The sequence below is a fragment of the Cyclobacterium sp. L-R genome (assembly GCF_056859355.1).
Genome location: NZ_JBSXOH010000095.1, coordinates 249988 through 269777, shown reverse-complemented (window position 1 = coordinate 269777; position 19790 = coordinate 249988). Strand labels below are relative to the sequence as shown.

Annotated in this window: 15 protein-coding genes; 7 read left to right on the top strand and 8 right to left on the bottom strand. The window is 36.3% G+C overall.

Features of this window, described 5'->3' with window-relative positions; all coding sequences use genetic code 11:
* Positions 1–46: 46 nt before the first annotated feature.
* Positions 47–1030: a GlxA family transcriptional regulator gene (locus AC13EX_RS21170; RefSeq protein WP_482894237.1), complete on the top strand. Its 984-nt coding sequence runs from the start codon at positions 47–49 to the stop codon at positions 1028–1030.
* Between the two features lie 76 nt (positions 1031–1106).
* Here AC13EX_RS21170 and AC13EX_RS21165 read toward each other — a convergent pair whose 3' ends face one another.
* The 3 genes from AC13EX_RS21165 to AC13EX_RS21155 are packed head-to-tail and all read right to left on the bottom strand — an operon-like array spanning position 1107 to position 2521.
* Positions 1107–1301: a cold-shock protein gene (locus AC13EX_RS21165; protein ID WP_048643710.1), complete on the bottom strand. Its 195-nt coding sequence runs from the start codon at positions 1299–1301 to the stop codon at positions 1107–1109.
* 32 nt (positions 1302–1333) lie between these two features.
* Positions 1334–1528 (bottom strand): cold-shock protein, encoded by a 195-nt coding sequence (locus tag AC13EX_RS21160; RefSeq protein WP_048643709.1) that lies wholly within the window; start codon positions 1526–1528, stop codon positions 1334–1336.
* Positions 1529–1555: 27 nt separating this feature from the next.
* Positions 1556–2521: a fatty acid desaturase family protein gene (locus AC13EX_RS21155; RefSeq protein ID WP_482894236.1), complete on the bottom strand. Its 966-nt coding sequence runs from the start codon at positions 2519–2521 to the stop codon at positions 1556–1558.
* A gap of 719 nt (positions 2522–3240) precedes the next feature.
* Between AC13EX_RS21155 and AC13EX_RS21150 the strand changes: the two genes are divergently transcribed.
* From AC13EX_RS21150 to AC13EX_RS21135, 4 genes are all read left to right on the top strand, one after another.
* A complete protein-coding gene (locus tag AC13EX_RS21150) occupies positions 3241–3861 on the top strand; it encodes an RNA polymerase sigma-70 factor (protein WP_482894235.1) in 621 nt (206 codons plus the stop codon).
* A 385-nt stretch (positions 3862–4246) separates the two neighbouring features.
* Complete coding sequence (locus AC13EX_RS21145; RefSeq protein ID WP_482894234.1) at positions 4247–5248, top strand: FecR family protein; 1002 nt, start codon at positions 4247–4249, stop codon at positions 5246–5248.
* A gap of 121 nt (positions 5249–5369) precedes the next feature.
* The gene (locus AC13EX_RS21140) at positions 5370–8846 is read left to right on the top strand and encodes a SusC/RagA family TonB-linked outer membrane protein (protein ID WP_482894233.1); all 3477 of its coding nucleotides are present in this window, start codon (positions 5370–5372) and stop codon (positions 8844–8846) included.
* Positions 8847–8878: 32 nt separating this feature from the next.
* Positions 8879–10351, top strand: a complete 1473-nt coding sequence (locus tag AC13EX_RS21135) for a SusD/RagB family nutrient-binding outer membrane lipoprotein (RefSeq protein WP_482894232.1) — start codon at positions 8879–8881, stop codon at positions 10349–10351.
* 172 nt (positions 10352–10523) lie between these two features.
* On the opposite strand, the gene AC13EX_RS21130 is transcribed toward AC13EX_RS21135, so the two are convergent.
* The 3 genes from AC13EX_RS21130 to AC13EX_RS21120 form a co-directional block, all read right to left on the bottom strand.
* Entirely contained in the window at positions 10524–10859 is a 336-nt protein-coding gene (locus tag AC13EX_RS21130) for a hypothetical protein (protein ID WP_482894231.1), read from the bottom strand.
* A gap of 146 nt (positions 10860–11005) precedes the next feature.
* Positions 11006–11515 carry a DUF6789 family protein gene (locus tag AC13EX_RS21125; RefSeq protein ID WP_482894230.1) on the bottom strand — a complete coding sequence of 170 codons (510 nt, stop codon included), beginning with the start codon at positions 11513–11515 and terminating at the stop codon, positions 11006–11008.
* Between the two features lie 147 nt (positions 11516–11662).
* On the bottom strand, positions 11663–12820 hold the full coding sequence (locus AC13EX_RS21120; protein ID WP_482894229.1) for an alcohol dehydrogenase catalytic domain-containing protein: 1158 nt from the start codon (positions 12818–12820) through the stop codon (positions 11663–11665).
* 551 nt (positions 12821–13371) lie between these two features.
* Here AC13EX_RS21120 and AC13EX_RS21115 point away from each other — a divergent pair.
* Complete coding sequence (locus AC13EX_RS21115) at positions 13372–14550, top strand: sialidase family protein (RefSeq protein ID WP_482894228.1); 1179 nt, start codon at positions 13372–13374, stop codon at positions 14548–14550.
* A gap of 1111 nt (positions 14551–15661) precedes the next feature.
* On the opposite strand, the gene AC13EX_RS21110 is transcribed toward AC13EX_RS21115, so the two are convergent.
* Positions 15662–16819: a hypothetical protein gene (locus AC13EX_RS21110; protein WP_482894227.1), complete on the bottom strand. Its 1158-nt coding sequence runs from the start codon at positions 16817–16819 to the stop codon at positions 15662–15664.
* A gap of 605 nt (positions 16820–17424) precedes the next feature.
* Here AC13EX_RS21110 and AC13EX_RS21105 point away from each other — a divergent pair.
* Positions 17425–18321: an alkaline phosphatase family protein gene (locus AC13EX_RS21105; RefSeq protein WP_482894226.1), complete on the top strand. Its 897-nt coding sequence runs from the start codon at positions 17425–17427 to the stop codon at positions 18319–18321.
* Between the two features lie 213 nt (positions 18322–18534).
* Here AC13EX_RS21105 and AC13EX_RS21100 read toward each other — a convergent pair whose 3' ends face one another.
* Complete coding sequence (locus tag AC13EX_RS21100) at positions 18535–19734, bottom strand: WYL domain-containing protein (RefSeq protein ID WP_482894225.1); 1200 nt, start codon at positions 19732–19734, stop codon at positions 18535–18537.
* Between the last annotated feature and the right edge of the window lie 56 nt (positions 19735–19790).

Here is a 19790-nt window from a genome sequence, read left to right as displayed (position 1 = left end):
AATTTAAGGGGTTGATTGCGACAAGGTTAATTTGTAATTTGCTGCTATGAAACACATCTCTATTCTTGTTCCGGAAGGGGATACTAGCCTTAGTAACCTTGAGGCTACCCACAAAATGTTCACTATGGCCAATGGGCATTTGGAACGCTCTGGTCAACCATTATTGTTTGATGTTCACTTGGTCGGCCGGTCCAGTAAGAGTCAGGTTAGCAATGGGATATTTAGTATTAAGCCGGATTGTACCATTGAAGAAGTGAAAAAAACGGATTTAATTATTATTCCGGCTATTCATGGAGACATTCATAAGATTCTAAAAGCCAATCTTGATTTTGTTCCGTGGATCAAGGCCCAATATGAAAAAGGTGCAGAAGTGGCTAGTTTATGCATAGGCGCTTTTCTTTTGGCCAAAACGGGGTTATTAAATGGTAAAAGCTGTGCGACACACTGGCTTATGACCAAGGCGTTTAGAGAGATGTATCCTGAAGTTCAGCTTGTGGATGACAAAATCATCACTGACGAGGCGAGGATATACACGAGTGGTGGTGCTTATTCCTCACTGAATTTAAACCTGTACCTCATAGAAAAATTTGTAGGTAGGGACATGGCCATACTTTCTTCCAAAATATTTGAGATTGATATTAATCGTCAAAGTCAGTCTCCCTTTATTATTTTCAAGGGGCAAAAATGCCATAGTGATAAAGCCGTGAAGGAAGCTCAGGAATATATTGAGGTAAATTTTAATGAAAAGCTAACTGTAGATGACCTGTCTGAGATGTATGCTATAGGTAGAAGAACCTTTGAAAGGAGATTTAAAAAGGCCACGTCCAATACAGTAATCGAATACATTCAAAGGGTTAGGGTAGAAGCTGCTAAAAAGAAGTTAGAAGCGAATGGAACAAGCATTAATGAAGTAATGTATGAAGTTGGCTATAATGATGCAAAAACATTCAGAGAGCTCTTTAAAAAGTTGGTTGGCATGTCACCATTAGATTACCGTAACAGGTATTATAAGGAGGTAGAAATGGTTTAGTAGTTCTCCAGTTCAGGTATAAACAAAAAAAGTGACCATAAAATGGCCACTTTCTAATTTTTTAAACCGAATAAAATTATCCGATTACCTCAACGTTAACTGCATTAAGTCCTTTTTGACCTTGCTCAGCTTCGTAAGATACTTTGTCATTTTCTCTGATCTCATCGATCAATCCACTGCTGTGGACGAAAATATCTTTACCTGAATCACTTGGAGTAATAAATCCGTACCCCTTCTCTGTGTTGAAAAACTTTACTGTTCCTTCTTGCATTGTATTATTGTTTGAATTGTAATATTGTGTTATTAATCTATGCGTTCAACGTTAATGGCGTTGAGCCCTTTTTTTCCTTGTTCTGTTTCAAAAGCTACTTCGTCGTTCTCCATGATCTCATGAATGAGGCCACTATTATGGACGAAAATATCCTTACCTGAATCCTTTGGGGTAATGAACCCATACCCTTTTTCTGTGTTGTAAAACTTAACTATTCCTTCTTGCATTATTGTAATTATATTGTATTGATTAAATTATTTCTTTACTGTTGGTAGTTCCATTCGTCCGAGTAGGTACAACATTTTAAAATGTTTGCTTATAGCCGAAAGGAAATTTCCATTCTTATGGTAGGGCAAGCCAAATTCCTTGGATGTCCGCTCTACAATCGGTGCTAATTTTTTATAATGTATGTGACTAATATGTGGAAATAAATGGTGTTCGATCTGATTGGTTAATCCACCTACAAGCCAAGACAAAACTTTGCTATTTGGTGAGAAATTGCAAGTGGTTGCCAATTGATGGGCAAGTCGCTCATCTTCCATGTTTCCCTGTTTGTTGGGTAATGGAAAAGAAGCATCAGAAACCACATGTGCTGATTGGAAAACCAATGATATGGTTAGGCCAGTTACAAAGTGCATAGCCAAAAAAGCCAGGATTACCATTCCTACTCCAAAGCCAGACATTGCCAAAGGCAATATTAAAGCATAAGAGTAATAGACTAATTTCCAAAGTATAATTTTCATTAGCCCCAATCTGTAGGTCTTTTTGTCTTTTACCAAGCCCATTTTATAATACCTCTTAAGCCTAATAAAGTCTTTTGTGGTTATCCATGAAATGGTAGACAGCCCATAAAAAAACCAAGCATACAAGTGTTGAAATTTATGAAGCCTGTTAATTTTTGCATTGGGGGAAAACCTTAGGAAAAACGGTGCATTGATATCGTCATCATGCGCTTCAATATTGGTAAAACTATAGTGAAGTACATTGTGTTGAAGTCGCCAAACCTCATCGTTTGCACCTATTAAATTAATGGTGTAACCCATTATTTTATTCACATATTTATTTTTGGAGTATGAACCATGTATGGCATCGTGCATAATTCCCATGCCAATTCCTGCCATGCCAAGACCACTAATGATAAATAAACCAAATAATAGGGAAACACTTGAAAATGGGACGAAAATGATAACGGCCAAAGGAGCAAAAAACAGCAGCAACATAAAAATGGTCTTAATTACCATGCGTTCATTGCCGTATCTGCTTAATTTATTGGTTTTGAAGTATTCCGAAACACGTAACTTAAGTGTAGAGGAAAAATCAGGACCTACTGATTTTGCGAAAGATAGCTTTTTAATAGAAACTAGAATTAAATAAAACTTAATTCAATAAAAAAGGAAATGTTGAGGGTATAGATCGATTTAATTCGACTATTGGAAACGTTGGGAGAAATTCTTAGAGGAAAATACTACTTAAACGGTTACTTCTCACTGCCTTTGCAGCGCACTTACTAAATTATTGTACCCAAACATATTTTGGATAGCGTAAAGGTAATCATATTTTACAATTAAAAGTATATTTTTTAGGATTTATTTTTTACATCTCCTTTTCATCCCCAAATTATTCGATAAAATACCTCAATGACCATTATTAAGCTTATTACAAAAATACCCTTAGTGATTACATGATTACGAAATCAGGCCAAAGCCTAATTTTTAGAACAATGGCTACTATTATCCATGATTTAGGTAAAATGTTACGCAATTCCTTGCTCTATTAGGTTAAGGGATGGTTAATTAATAGTAATTAAACTGAAAAATGTGATTAATAATTGTTTTTAAATTATTAATCACGAAATAATATGTACGTTTTTATTTTTTTTTCGGTATTTAAATACTTTATTTGATAGGTAAATAGGTTATTAGGTTTCCAATTATTAGGTATGTATACTGCTTTGAGTAACTCAGATCTTCTTTTTCAAATATCAGTGAATACTGATAAAAAGGCTTTTGCTGAGCTCTTTAATAGGTACCATTGCAAATTGGTTTCTTTTGCCCTGTACTACTTACCTATTCATGAAGAGGCAGAGGATGTGGTCTCAGATGTATTCGTCAATCTTTTAAAAAAGCACAGTCAGTTAAAGGATATTGACAATTTTGATGGTTATATCTATTTCGCAGTAAAGAACCATTGCCTCAATACTATTAAGAAGAACAAGCGGAAAGAACGTTTTGTAGGTATTTCATCAGAAATGGAGATTAGGTCTGAAAAGTGCATTCAACCCTTAGAGCAATTACTTAATAAGGAGCTGAGTTATTTTTATAATTGTCTTATAGAAGAATTACCTCCTAAAAGAAAGTTAGTCTTTAAAATGGTAAAAGATGATGGTTTGAAAATAGCTGAAGTAGCCAAACTTTTAGAAATCACCAATAAAACAGTAAAGAAACATCTAGAGCTAGCTGTAAAGGAAGTAAGACTGGGAATAAACGAATACCTTGAAGTCAAAGGTAAAAATACCAAAACTAATCCTTTGCAAAGTGAAAAAGAAAAAGTATTCATTTGATACTTTTCAATCCAAATCGAAATATTCGTTAAAAGGGTATTTCCTTGTCAATGCTAAAGAGGTTTTCTCTTAAAATAATCCAGATCATTTTTATCGAGAGCCTTGTTTCTTTTTTCGAAATCTAAGGTAAACCAAATCTAATTACAGGGTAACAGCGAGTATGCAGTGACTGCTTGTATTGATTTTTTCTTTTTAGCATTGACTCCTTCTGCCAACTAAATGTTCCCGGTATATTCTGGGATTAATGCCCTTTATAACTCCTTAATTTAAAATAGAAATTATAATTTCCCACCATCATTTTTTATTGGATTAAAAGGAGTAAAAATAATTTCAAAATAAATCAAATTGTATTACGCCTTTCTTGATGTAGAGATGTCTTATATATGTGAGTAAGAAAAAAGACAATATTGATGACTTGCTGGTAAAGGTATTAACCGGTACGGCAAGTGTTGCTGAATCTGAAGAAGTTGAGTTGTGGGCTAAAGAGAATGAAAAAAATTCCAATACACTAGACAAGTTAAAGGAAATATGGCAAGAAAAATCCCCAGCATATACGCAGGCTAATTCTGAAGATAAAATCGATAACATTTGGGACAAAGGAATAAAAAAAAATAATGCCTCTAAATCTGTTTCCAAACCCTTTCTAAAATACGCTGCCTCCATATTGCTATTTTTTGGTTTTTTAAGTAGTATTTATTATTTTATTCCAGTAAATAATGATACTAAGGAAGAAAAGCTGACAAAATATACCGTTCGCAGTAATCCTCCTGGTCAGAAATCCAAACTAACCCTTCCTGATGGATCCATTGTTTATTTAAACTGCTCTTCAAGTATAAAATATATAGTAGGATTTGAAGGTGAAGAAAGAAAGGTTGAATTAATAGGGGAAGCTTATTTTGAAGTGGCTTCAAATGCTGAAAAACCTTTTATAGTAGAAAGCAATAGATTAGCGACCAAAGCGCTTGGGACTATTTTTAATATTAATGCCTATCCCGATTGTGAGCTAACCAGGATTTCGCTTTTAGAAGGTAAAGTAGAAATTCAAAACCCAAGTACAGATATAAATTCCATATTGCTAACAGCAGGGAAGGAGTTACAGGTAAACACAAAAACTAACACATATACTGAATCAACTTTTGATCCACATTTGGTAGTGGCCTGGAAGGAGGGAGCATTAGCTTTTAAGAATTCAGACTTTAACACAGTTAAATTGAATTTGGAGCGATGGTTTGGTGTAGATATTCATGTTAAAGGGAAAAAGCCAGAAGACTGGAGCGTAACAACAGTCTATAAAGGGCAAACACTAAAAAATATTTTAATGGATTTACAGTATTCTAAAAAATTCGCCTATGAGATAAACGATGATCAAATTATAATTGAGTTTTAGCAAATATGTAGCAGTTGGCAGCTACCTCCAGACGCTTATAAATAATTTAGCGAGTCTCCTGAATGCATATTTTGCAAATAACATTTTCTAAATCCTATATAGAATTTTAACAAAGTAAATTATGAGAAAAAAACCTTTACCACTAATTTTAAAAATGACTAAAAATGTCATTTTTGGTTTTTTGCTACAGACACTTTTTTTCAATGTGTTGCTTGCAAACAGGATTGAAGCGCAAAAAATCAATGAAGTATTTGTGAGTATTTCCTTTAATAAAGGAAAGTTGGTTGATGTACTCAAGGAAATTGAAGTACAGTCAGCATTCCATTTTACAGTTCACGAGAATGATGATTTTTTAAATGAGTTAATCTCTATTAATCATAAGAGAATTTCCATAGAAGGCGCGCTAAAGGAAATTAGCAAAAATACTGGTTTGGCCTTTCAGCAAATAAACAATAACATATCCATTCGGCGTCAAAATAAAGATGAGCGAGCTAGAAAACTAGAGCAAGCCAATATAGAAATTAATGGTCAAGTGGTTTCAGGAACAGATAACCTTCCTTTACCTGGCGTTGCAATTAAAGTAAAAGGTACAACCCAGGGAACCATTTCAGATATAGATGGGAATTATACCATTACTGCAGATGAAAACGCAGTGCTCCAATTCAGTTTCATAGGTTTTGCGACCAAAGAAGAAGCTGTAAATGGTCGTTCTTTGATCAATATAATCTTGGAAGAAGACCAACAAAATTTGGATGAGGTAGTGGTTACAGCCATTGGTATCAAGCAGCAAAAAAAGAAATTGGGTTATGCAACTCAGGAAGTGAATACAGATGTATTGGGTGAAGCAAGAACCATGAACTTGGGAAATGCACTTTCAGGACAAATCGCTGGCTTGACAGTTACCAACCCTACAGGAATCTTTCAGTCTCCTTCTTTTTCATTAAGGGGCAAGACACCTTTGATTGTGTTGGATGGTGTTCCTGTGGAAACAAATTTATTTGATATTTCTCCAGAAGACATTGAGAGTATCAACGTACTAAAAGGTGGTGCTGCCTCTGCACTTTATGGAGCAAGAGGAAAAAATGGAGCCATTCTTATTACCAGAAAAAATGCTTCTAAAGAAGGGCTTACAGTTACCGCTTCTACCAGCAATATGGTGACAGCCGGCTTTACTGTTTTCCCTGAAACCCAAACTCAATATGGTAACGGATCCAATGGGAAATATGAATTTTGGGATGGTGCTGATGGAGGTATTTCCGATGGTGATATGATCTGGGGACCAAAATTTGAACCTGGTGTGATGGTTCCTCAGTGGAATAGCCCAATTAGAAATATTCAAACAGGTGAGCAGATCGATTGGTATGGAAATGTAGCAGGTACTATATATGATGATAAATCATTGTACGAAAGGGTGCCTACTGAATGGAAAAGACACGATAACCTGAATGACTTCTTGAAAACAGGAGTGGTTTCTAAAAATGATTTCTCCATTGCTTACCAAGGTGAAAAATCCAGGTTTTACTTTTCAGGAAATTATTCCTACCAAAAAGGTCAGGTACCTAACACTGCACTTAATACTGGAGGTTTGAACTTTAACAGTTCTTTTGACTTAACCGATAAATTAACATTAGACGCGACCTTGAGTTATAATAAGGTTTACTCACCAAATTATCCGAGATATGGCTATGGACCTAAAAACCACATGTATACCATTTTGATATGGATGGGTGATGATGTCAATGGACGTGATTTGAGAGACCACATGTATGTGCCTGGGCTGGAAGGTTACCGTCAGGCCAATTTTAACTATGCTTGGTACAATAACGTTTATTTTGCAGCTCATGAGTTGAACCAGCAGCACAACCAGAACACGCTTGATGGTAAGTTGAAGTTGAATTACCAGATTTCTGATAATTTTAATATTCAAGGTAGGGTTTCTGCTAGGGAATATAGTGTGTTTTCTGACATGCAGAGTCCAAAATCTTACATGAACTATGGAGATTCTAGAAATGGTGATTACAAGATGTGGAACGACAAGCGTTTAAACCTGGATACAGATATCCTTGCTTCTTATAACAAGACTGTAAGTGATAATTTCTCCTTTGCGGTTAATGCAGGTGGATCCATATTCTATAGGACTTACCAGCAGGAATATGCTACTTCTGATGGATTGATTGTCCCAGAAATTTACGGTTTGAGCAATACCCAGGGGCCGGTTAAGGCAAGTAATTATTTTCAAGAAAAAGCCATCCGTAGTACCTATGGTTCTGTGAATTTTGATTTATGGAATTCTGTATTCTTAAATTTCTCAGGAAGAAATGACTGGTCTTCTACATTACCTACTACTACCAATTCTTATTTCTATCCTTCTGCTTCAATGAGTACCATGCTTTCAGAATTTATTCAGTTGCCAAAAGCAATGGATTACCTAAAAGTATACAGTTCATGGTCTCAAGTTTCAAGTGACTTAAGTCCTTATAGTATCTACTCAACCTATCAAAAAGGGGTTACCTATGGAGCTACTCCATCCGTTTATTATCCTTCAGGTTTGGTGAACTCCAGTATTATGCCTGAGAAGTCCACTACTTTTGAGGCTGGATTTTCAACCTCTTTTGTTCAAAAAAGGTTGACCTTTGAAGGTACTTATTACAGGATTCTGGATGAAAACCAGATCATTGACTTGAGCATTTCTGAAGCTTCAGGTTTCACTTCCAGAAAAGTAAATGGCAACGAATACACCACTCAGGGTTTTGAGGCCATGGTTAATTTCAATGCCATAGAGCGAAATAACTTCTCTTGGAATGTTGGATTGAACTGGACAAGATATGTGAAGAAAATAACCGAAATTTTCGATAACAATGAGAAATTTGGTAACCTGGTAGCAGGTGACAGATCTGATGCTTACTATGCTACAGTATGGCAAAAAAGTGCAGACGGGAAAGTGATTTTGGATGCCAACACTGGATTGCCTAGCAGAGATCCATATCCATCTAAAATTGGTCATTTAAATCCTTCTTGGAGATTAGGTCTTCAAAACAGATTTAAAGTAGGAGACTTCAGAATTGACATGGACATTGATGGTGCTTGGGGAGGCTTGATCCGATCCTTGACCATTGAGAAAATGTGGTGGGGTGGTAAGCACCCTAACTCCGTACTATATAGAGACCAAGAATATGCTGCTGGACAGCCTGTTTATGTGCCTGAAGGTGTAGTGGTCACTGGTGGTGAGCTTGTTAGGGATGTAAATGGTGTTATCCTTACTGATAGCCGTGAGTATACCCCAAATACTACCGCTGTAAGCTGGCAGACCTGGTCACAGATCTATCCTTACCGTGCTCAGGTAACTGAAGATGAAAATTCGCTTTTTGCCAATGTTTATGACCGTTCCTATTTAAAATTGAGAAGACTATCTGTGTCTTACGATCTTATGAAAATCATGTCTTCAGAAAAAATAAAGAGTCTTGACCTTTCTGTCTATGGTTACAACCTGGCAATGTGGAAAAAGATGCCATTATTGGATCCTGATTATGGTGATGACAATAACTTACAAGATCCATCTTCGAGATATGTAGGTTTGACTCTAAGAGCTACCTTTTAATAGATTTTCCAGACTAAGTAAAAAGATATAAGATGAAAAATATATTAGTTATAGGTTTATTGTTGATTGGGCTTGCCTCCTGCCAAAACCTTGAGGAGATGAACATCAATCCTAATCTACCAACGGAAACCCACCCTCAGCTATTGTTGACCAATATAGAGTGGGATGCTTTCAGGGATTATAGGGGTACTTCTCCTTTATATGCATTGAAAATGCTCGTACAAACAGATGGTGAGAATACAAGCCAATATTATAAGTGGGATCGTGCAAGTTACGGAAACTACAGTGTGCTGAAAAATGTGACTAAAATGATGGAAGAAGGAGAAAGAATAGGCGAACCTACCTATGTGGCATTAGGTAAGTTTTTTAGGTCCTACTATTTCTATAACCTGACATTAACCTTCGGTGATGTGCCCTACAGTGCTGCCCTTAAAGGTGAAATAGAACAAAATTACCAGCCCGTTTACGATGAACAGGAAATGGTATTCACTGGGATCTTAAAAGAATTGGAAGAAGCCAATGATATCCTTGCTGCTAACAATACCATTATCGCAGGAGATATCATTTATGATGGAGATGTTACCAGCTGGAGAAAATTGGTCAATGCTTTTAGACTTAAGGTGATGTTGACCCTATCTGAAAAAGATGGGATGAACATTGATAGTGAATTTGCCTCTGTTTATCAGAATGAGCCCTTAATGGAAGATGTGGATGAAAGTGGACAATTGGTCTTTTTGGATCAGCAGGACAACCGCTACCCAGATTTTAATTCCAGTGGTTTCAGTTCCGGAATGTACATGGACTCCACTTTTATTCAGCGACTTCAGGACCGTGAAGATCCAAGGTTGTTCATTTATTGTACACAGACCAAGTCCGCTAAAGAAGCAGGTAAAGACATTTCTGATTTTTCTGCTTATGAAGGTGGGGATCCAGCCGCTCCTTATGCTGAGGTTAATGAAAAAGCCACTGAAGGTAATGTTTCAAAGGTAAATGATCGTTACCACAAAGATCCAGTGAATGAGCCTTATATGCTTTTGGGTTATTCCGAGCAGCAATTGATTTTGGCTGAGGCTGCTACAAGAGGCTGGATTAATGCAGATGCTGCCATGTTGTATGAATCGGGTGTAAAGGCTTCATTTAAGTTTTACGAGATGTATGCAGAAAATTATTCCTCTTTTGTTGGGGAAGCGGATGCAGAAAACTATCTGTCTAAGCCTATCAATGATTTCTCTATGGCAAGCACAGAAGATGAGCAAATGCAGTTGATCATCATGCAAAAATACCTTCAGTCTTTCTTTCAACTGGGATGGACTTCCTTCTTTGATCACCTAAGAAGCGGAGGATATCCTTCTTTTAGGAGGCCTGCAGGAGTTGAAATTCCTTACAGATGGATTTACCCTCAATCTGAATACAATTACAACGCCAATAATGTTACTGAGGCCATTAGCAGACAATTTGGTGAAGGTAATGACCATATCAATGAAATGACCTGGTGGCTGAAATAAAATAAAGCCCTCCAGTTTACTTAAAAGTGGAAAGCTGCCCTTAAAAAAGGTAGTTTTCCACTTTTTTAATTTTTATTAGGAGAATTATTACAGATTCTATAGTAGAATTCTAACGTATCTAGAAGCTTTGAAAGCATATAAAAACTAGTTGCTTTATACGTGCTGAAAGTATTTAGCTTTCTTTATCAACTGCTGTGGTTTCCAGGTAATTGATAAGCATTTCCATATTCCCAGAACGAGATCTGGAATAGACTTTAGTCAATTTTCCAGAATTTAGTTTCAGGTTAATAGAATAAAATTTCCCACGCCAGAGGGTGTTGATTTTTTGAAAATTCCAACTATTTAGTTCCGTATCCAAATTGATAACTTCTTTTTTAAAGGGGTGCAAAATGGTTAATTTATTATCGACTAAATGGAAGTTAATACTGGTTTTAGAATTGGCCAATAACACTGCCATTAGTGCGGAGACAATTAAAATTGAGATTATAACTATATACAAATAACTCATGCTTTATATAATTTACAGGTTTTATCTAACGTATCAAAGGACAGAATTAAATCCATATTCGGTTTGTTTATCTATTTTTAACCTAAAAGTAATGGTGATACGGTAAGACCCCATCAAATGGTAGATGATGAAATAAATAGTTGCTTTTAGTATATTCCAGAACTAAGACTTACATTGTCATGCAGTTGATACCAAAATTCAGGATTGTCTGTATTGAGTTGAAAGACATTAACGCTAACTATCCCAAAAACAATATGGGCCAGGAACAAAGCTATAAAATAATGTAGCTGTGAAATTTCAGGAGGCTGACTATGCAAGATCAGGTAAGTTTTCCAAACAATTATTGCCACTAATCCGCTTAATGCTCCTATTAATACTGCATCTTGAAAATTGATACTAAATATCCCCCAATTCCACAATAGAAAATAAGTAAATGAGAAAACAATGCCCACTCCAAAATGGGCCAATGTACCTAGGAATAAAGCGTTTTTGGAAGGATTCATAAAATTTTTTTCCCCTGAGATCATGCTACCTAACAATGGAATAACTTTAGTGAAATGTTTTGATAAGTAACTGTATAGGTACATTACCAAAGTCATGGCGATTGTACCTGCTATTCCTGATAAAAGCGTGATTAGAAAATACCTAATATCCATATTATTACAAGCTTTTAATTGATTTGAACAAAAAGGGTGAGGGCAAGCCTCACTCCTTAATTTTCTATTTTACCTCTAGAGATTTCAATTGGTCGGCTGAAACGGTTTGATGAAATTTTTCGTGTAGCCATTACCAATAGGTATTGTTTACGGTTTCAGAACAACTTTCACACAGTCGTCTTCTTTTTTATCAAATATCTCATATCCTTTTGATGCTTCGGAAAGAGGAAGCGTATGTGAAATAATATCATCTAATACAACTTTGTTTTCTTCAACAAGGGTAATGAGTTTATCTATATAATTTATTACAGGAGCCTGTCCCTGTTTGATCGTAATGGCCTTATCAAACACCCTGTGAAGTGGGAAATTGTCATAAGTAGACCCATATACGCCTACTATACTTACTGTGCCTCCTCTTCTTACTGCCCTAAAAGCCATATCCAGTACTTTCATACTGCCTTTTTCAAAATTGATAGTGGCCTTAAATTTGTCCATCATGGTCCTTTCTGGCTCAAAACCAACAGCATCCACACAAACATCGGCACCTCTGCCTTCAGTCATTCCTCGAATGGCTTCTACCACTTCTACATCATGTGGGTTGAGCGTCGTAACGTGATTTACATCACGTGCTTTTTTAAGCCTATACTCTAGGGGGTCAATTGCAATGACTCGTCCAGCACCGTTGACCCATGCCGCTTTCTGCGCCATTAATCCCACCGGACCCGAGCCGAAAATCGCTACTGTTTCTCCTCCTTTAAGTTGTGCCCAATCGATTGCGGACCAGCCAGTAGGGAATATATCGGTTAGAAACAGGGCTTGATCATCACTCAGCTCATCGGGAACAATACGTGGGCTGATATCAGCATAAGGTACTCTCACATATTCTGCCTGACCTCCTGAATAGCCCCCGTACAAATCGGTATAGCCAAACAATGCTCCTCCTTTCTGATCGGTAAGATTGCCATTAGGACCATAGTTTTTATAATTAGACTGTTCACAATGAGGTGAAGCGCCATGATTACAGAAAAAACAATGACCACATGAAAGCGGAAAAGGGACTACCACACGGTCACCTTTTTTTAGCTTTTTTACTCCTTTTCCTACTTCCTCCACTATACCCATAAATTCATGCCCCATGATCATATTTCCCGCTTGGGGTACAGCACCACTTAAAATGTGAAGATCGGAACCACATATGGCTGTAGAAGTAACTTTTAAGATAACATCTGTAGGGTCTATTAGTGAAGGGTCCTTTACATTATCGACTTGGATTTGTCCTGGTTTGTGAAAAACTGCTGCTTTCATGGTTAGTTGGTTTTGTATGGTAAAATTAGTTGGTAATTAATTTGATTATTCGAATCCCAAAAATTTATTTATTGGAAATGATCGTTATTTACTAGCATATAACGATAAAAAACATAAATTAAATAAGCCATTGTTTATTCCCATTAAACATTTATTCAAAAAAGCACACATTGTTGAAGTCGCGGTAAAATTCTTCCCATTCTTTACAAAATCTTAAACTTTTAAGTTGGGTTAGGTCAGGATGCAATGTTTTCATTGAAGTAAGATTGCAAGTTGAACTGACAGATTTACCTTCACGGGGGAAGAGGGCAATTATGAAATAGCCCATTAAGCTGCAGACCAAGATGGTTTTCTGATTTTCTTAAAAAATTAAAGCATGACAAAAATTGGATGACTTTGTCAGTTAAATTAGGCGCTATTGGTTTTCTATAAAGTGGAAAATGAAAGAAACAGTAAGTATATTTGGGATTAGCCTGCTATGTTGTAGGCGATTTCTTTTGTTGTTCTAAGTCCAAAATTCCACGAATTAATACTCAAACAAAATAACTAGAATGAAAATAGTAGCAATTTTAATTACAGTCCTGTTATCAGGTTTCAGCTTGTCTGCACAGCAATTTGACGATTCAAAGGTGCCAGGATTTGTGGTCGCCTATAGTCCGGCCTCTTCAGGCAAGTACATTGGCTCTCCAAGCTTGGCCGTTTTGCCTAATGGTGATTATGTAGCCTCACATGATTTTTTTGGACCTGAGTCCAATGAGCATAAAAGAGCTACTTCAAAAATTTATACCTCCAGAAATAAGGGGAAATCATGGAAGGAAATTGCTCAAATAGACGGTGCGTTTTGGTCCAAACTTTTTGTTCACCAAGGGACACTTTGGCTAATCGGATTTGACAGACATCATGGGAATACGCTTGTAAGGCGCTCAGATGATGGTGGAAAAACCTGGACCAAACCTACCAACAGTACCAATGGCTTAATCCTGGAAGGGGAATACCATTGCGCTCCTATGCCTATTATTGAACACAATGGAAGAATTTGGAGAGCCATGGAAAGTGCCATGGGGCCAATTAAAAAATGGGGAAAAAGATATGGGGCTTTTATGCTTTCAGCACCTGTTGATGCCGATTTATTGCAAGCTGATAGTTGGACAAGTAGCAATATCTTGTACTATGATTCTACTTATTTGGATGGCAACTTCGGTGGCTGGTTAGAAGGCAATGCAGTCGTAGACAAAGAGGGACAAATTTGGGACATGTTGCGTGTGGATGACCGTTCTACTTTAGAAGAGAAAGCTGCCAGAGTTAAAATTAGTGCCGATGGTAAAAAAGCCACTTTTGATCCAGCAACTGGTTTTATATCCTTTCCTGGAGGAAGTAAAAAATTCACCATCCGCTTTGATGAAAAAAGTGACCTTTACTGGACCATTGCCAACGTTATCCCTGAATCGGTTAAGAAAGAAAACAAAGGTAAAAACCCAGCCAGTATTAGAAATACCCAAGCATTGTTTTCTTCTCCTGATTTAATCAACTGGGAGCAAAAGAAAGTATTATTGCAGCATGAAGATGTTAAAAAGCATGGTTTCCAATACCTTGATTGGGTTTTCAATGGGAAAGACATCCTCTTTTTATCCAGAACTGCCTATGATGATGGGGTAGGAGGAGCACACAATAACCACGATGCCAATTTCCTTACCTTCCATAAAATAAAAAAGTTTAGAAAAATTAAGTAAAGTGTTCTGTGTCAATCCTTATAGGGTTGGCAATAGTAAAAAGTTTAACTAGCCGTGGATTATCATCCACGGTTTTTTGGTCTTATAAGCTTGCGTAAACGAGATAACACAGGGTTAGTTATTGGCTAGTTTTCACGATAATATTTAGGTTTATCGAGCTTCACCTTAAATTTTAACTACAAAGCCCCCTATAGAGGTGATATTATAATAGCCGGTGGATTTTTTCGCAACAATGCTGACAAACTTTAACGTCTATTATTCATCGAAAACACAGATTAAATCCTATAACCTTACCAAGCCCCAAAGGGGTGTAATATTCTAGCCAAGGGTGTCAGCCCTTGGTATTAAATGATCAACACATCTTGATTTTGGCGGTATTGTTGCCTTTTTTGCAACAATGCTGACAAAATCTCCCTGATGAATGTTTCCTCATGGAAATGAATTGACCTTGCAATCTTGGTCTCACTTGACTGGTTGATTTTTCATTATTCCCACTGTTCATTTTTGGCTTGACCCAAAAACGAACCAAAAAGGTCAAGGCTGTCAAATCTTATTTCAAATGATGGATTAGGTTTAGGGAAAATAGATCATTAACGTATCCATCATTTGATTTTTGGAGCTGAATTCCGGGCTAAAAATGAGTGGATCTCCTTTATTGGAGCTAACTCATTTTTTTAACGCCCTCCATGCATCTCCATAAACCATAAGCTTTGAAGGCCGAAAATACCTGACATAATATGCTGTCATAAAAGAGTTTCTTTGTCGAGATTCAATGGCACACCTAAAGCTATCTAGCCAATTGGACCATCTTGCAAATCTCCCTTTTAAAACAAAAATTTGATCTTTACGATAACCATAAACCCTTTTAGGAGTGATATAATTATAGTCGGTGGATTTTTTTCGCACCAATGCTGACAAAATCTCAACGGCACAGTCCTTTACCGAAACCATATATTAACCTTTATGACAGCCGAAAACCCCGGCAGGGGTGACATGATTATAGCCGGTGGAGTCAGCCACCGGGTAAGAAATCAAATGTCACTTGATTTTGGCGGTATTGTTGCCCTTTTTTTGCAACAATGCTGACAAAATCTTCATTTGAAATCGGAATTCAATTTTCTCTGATAAATGCATTTTGGGAATCGCCAACCCATCTGTATTTATACAAGGTGGTCCGCTGTAATCCATTATCGGCTTTTTCATTGTGGGATATATAAAACAAACCATCACCCAAGGACTGTATACCTGTCGCTCCCCATTTAAAATGCCAACCACGAATACCTGTATCAGAATCCTTAGGCCCAGCTTGCAACAAAGACAAAGTTTTGACTTTTATTTCTTTATTATCAGAATGAATATGGCTTCTTCTAGGCTTATTATGCCCATCAATAACGAATAAATCATAATTCGGAAATTGGGTTTTGATTCCCTTATATACCGCAGCAAACAAATTCCCCGTATGTGAATCATAGGCTAAATTTTGGATACCATAACGGGTATTTCCGGTTTTCACAAAATACTTTTCTGCTGGCTTATTAGGACCTGAGGTATGCAGGTTATCTTGAGATAGCTGCTTTTCATATTTATCCCAATTGCTGACATCATACTTTAAAATTACCTGATGGTCATTGTCATCCCTATCTACATCCCCATAAATTCCATAGGCAACATATAGATACTTCTTATTCAGATTAGAACTTCCTATAGTAGGAGCAAAGGTAAGTCCATCGATGCCTGAACAGGCAAATCGGTGAGGCATGATTTTACCAGCTACATTTACTTTAGCCTCATAATCTTGTACCACCTCTGATAAATAAACAGTACGCAATAGGTCCTCTGTTTCGGCATCCATATCGGACCGTACAATTTTGGCCCCATCAAAAATGGCTATATAGAATCCGTTCACACCCGTACTCTCTTCTTTTCCCAAACTCTTTTTGATCCCTTTACCTATTGCATCATTTTTATACTCCAAAGAACCGTAGATTTTACCATCTTCTTGGTTGAAATCCAAATCGCCCAGGTGACCCATAAATCCCAATACGCTTCCTACCATGTGGCCTGAAAGGTCCATTTTGACCAGTTTATTGGTAAAAGAAAGATAAATAAATCCATTTTCCTTATCTAAAGCCATTCCTTGTACATGCATTTTCCCTTGGTCTCCTGAAAAGAAAGCATCGGGCCAATGACTTGGTATTTTAACTTCTTGCCCTTGTGTATTCCCTAATATCAAAATAAAAATTAAGGCGAATAGTAATGTTTTTTTCATTGGTATTGGTAATCTGTTTCAGTGATTTGTTGACTTTTCTTCATTTCTGGGAAATAAGCCCATTGCCTTCATTTTGGGCGGTATTTTTTGAATAAATGGGATCAAAACGAATGAAATAATTGAAAATCAATATACCAATTATTTTAGTAGGCTTGAGATAAATTGTTATAGACCCGGGAGAATCCAAAATGATTTGTTAGCCATGGCATTGGAGCAATAATAAAGCATAGACTGGATAAATAGATCAATTTTTATAAGGTTAAGAACTTGCAAATAATCTTGATTGAGCACCTGTGGAGCCAATAAACTCCTTTTTTAATTATAGTCAATCTTTTTGAATAATAGTCAGTAGTAACCAAATACTATTTAAAGACTTATGGTATCGATAACTTTTTGAAGTTGATGGGAAATATTCTAACAATGGGATGAACGGAGCTTTTAATTTATAAGTATTTGATAGTTTTGAAGCTTAATAGGCAAAATAAAAATAGGCTTACCATAGTATTTGTTTGGGAAAACCTTTAAAATGGAAAGTTTTACCTGCTGTATGTACCTGCCGGAAAGGCATATTGTTTTGAATCAATTAAAAATAAACAAGTAAATAAATGAACTGTAAAAAATTAGCCTTAGTACTGCTGTTGCCGGCAATGTTACTGAGTACTGCAGCCTTGAAGGCCCAAGTGAAAAAAGTAAAACATGTGGTCTTATTGGGTTTGGATGGCTTAGGAGCTTATGCAATTCCTCAGGGTGAAATGCCAAACCTTAAAAGAATTATGGATTCCGGAAGTTACAGTTTAAAAGCCAGAACAGTCTTACCCTCATCCAGTGCAGTAAATTGGGCTTCTATGTTGATGGGCTCAGGTCCTACGGCCCATGGATATACTGAATGGGGAAGCAAAACGCCGGAGATTCCACCTGCAAAAATTGGTAATTATGGGATTTACCCTTCTATCTTTGGCTTGATTAGAGAGCAAATGCCTCAAGCCAAAACCGCAGCAATATATAGCTGGGGTGGCATTGAATACCTGTTGGAAAAGGATGGCATTGATGTGGTGATGCATGGAGATGATGATGAAATCTGTACCGAAAAAGCTTCTGAATTAATTATTAAAGAGAAACCAAATTTTGTATTTATCCATTTGAGTGAACCAGATGGAGTAGGACATGGGATTGGCCACGATACTCCGGAATACTATGCAGAACTAAAAAATGTAGACCATAGAATTGGTCGAATTTATGACGCCATTGAAGAGGCGGGCATTGCTGATGAAACCATCTTTATGCTGTCTTCAGATCATGGAGGAACAGGAAAAGGCCATGGAGGAAAAAGTTTGGAAGAAATATATATCCCTTGGATTATTGAAGGTAGGGGTATAAAAAAGAACCATGAGATTTCAGACCTGATCATGACCTATGATACAGCGGCGACCATTGCCTGGATATTTGGCTTGGATATGCCACAGGTATGGAGAGGAAAACCCGTGTTGGAAAGCATTAAATGACTTTTCCTTTCCTAAATTAGGAATAGTTGCCAAGTTTATAAACCAAAATAACCATGCTAAGGGCCGGATTGTAGTTAATCCGGCCTTTTTTAACAAAAAAACAGAAATCCTTATCACGATCTTGGATAGTTTGGATTTATACTCCCGTTATTATCAAACCATCGACTCTCTCAACCCCTAAATTTGTATGTTTTATTTAAATTCGCATTGAATTTAATCCTTTTTAGGATTATTGAGGTTTAATTCCCAAACAAACTTAATTCTTTCGATTTTAAAATGTCTGGTTGCATATCTCAAGTAACAATATCCTTCTAAATAAAGGCTTGGGGGGATCATTTTATCTAAAATATCAAATTCCTCCTTAATTTCATGTATTTTAAAATCCTTAATGGTTCGGACAGTTTTATTTTCTTCGATATCTAAATACTTAATTCTTATTGGGTTATTATTTTTCTCAGCACTTTTTATTACTTGATCTATTTTATTTACCTTTCCATCAATAAAAATAGGAGCTAAACCCAAAAAGGGGCTTTCAATCTCGGTGATTTTCTCAATAATTTCATTATAAATTTCAATTTGCTCTAACTTATTAGTCAAATAATCAAATCCTTCTAAATAATAGTAGCCACTATTGCAGAGAATCCTTTTGGGACTAAAGATTGTATTACCCGAATCTTGTTTTATCCTTATCACTTGCTGTGATTCAATAAATTTATTTATACCTCCTAATACTTCAGGTGAAATGGTTGGAATTAGATTTAGGACTTCAACTGGTAGTAAAATCTCAGAAAATTTTTCTCCATTCGGGTTATACCATTTACACTTAACCAAAGTTTTTGGTAGAAACTTTCTTTGTTCTCCATTATTGGGATTATATATTTTTTGATTGGTTAAATCATTATTTTTAAAACCAATGATTTGCATAACTGGACTTACAAATTGCAAATAATTTGTTGTGGTAGATTTTTTATCAATTGAAACGCTAGAGTTATTAAATGAAATAGCTTGCTTTTGCTTTCCCAATTCAGTATTTAAAGTTTTAAGACTCACTAAAGCACCCATAAACTCCTTTAAATTTTTAGAAGAAATTGGCGCACTGATCTTTAATTCTTCATATTTACAACTTACTTGCTTTAATTCGTTACTTGAAAACCATGCTTCCACAAACTGATGGTTTTTGGTACTATACCAAATACATTTACAATTATAAGATCCTTTTTCTATAATTGGTACCCCATCCTGTTCGTCAAAATTGCTTTTTGTATTTTTCAAAAGCTCAATAATAACCATGATAGGTGGTGTCGTTAAATGGTCCCCAATTATTTGAGTTTGAATGGTTTCGTCATTTAGATAATTTAAATTGTAGGGGTGACTTTTAAAGGTTACTGTAGATCCGAGTATAAAAGTTGACATAAGGGAATGTTATTTGAGTTTAATTGAAACAAATATGTAAAAAATAAATAACTTTG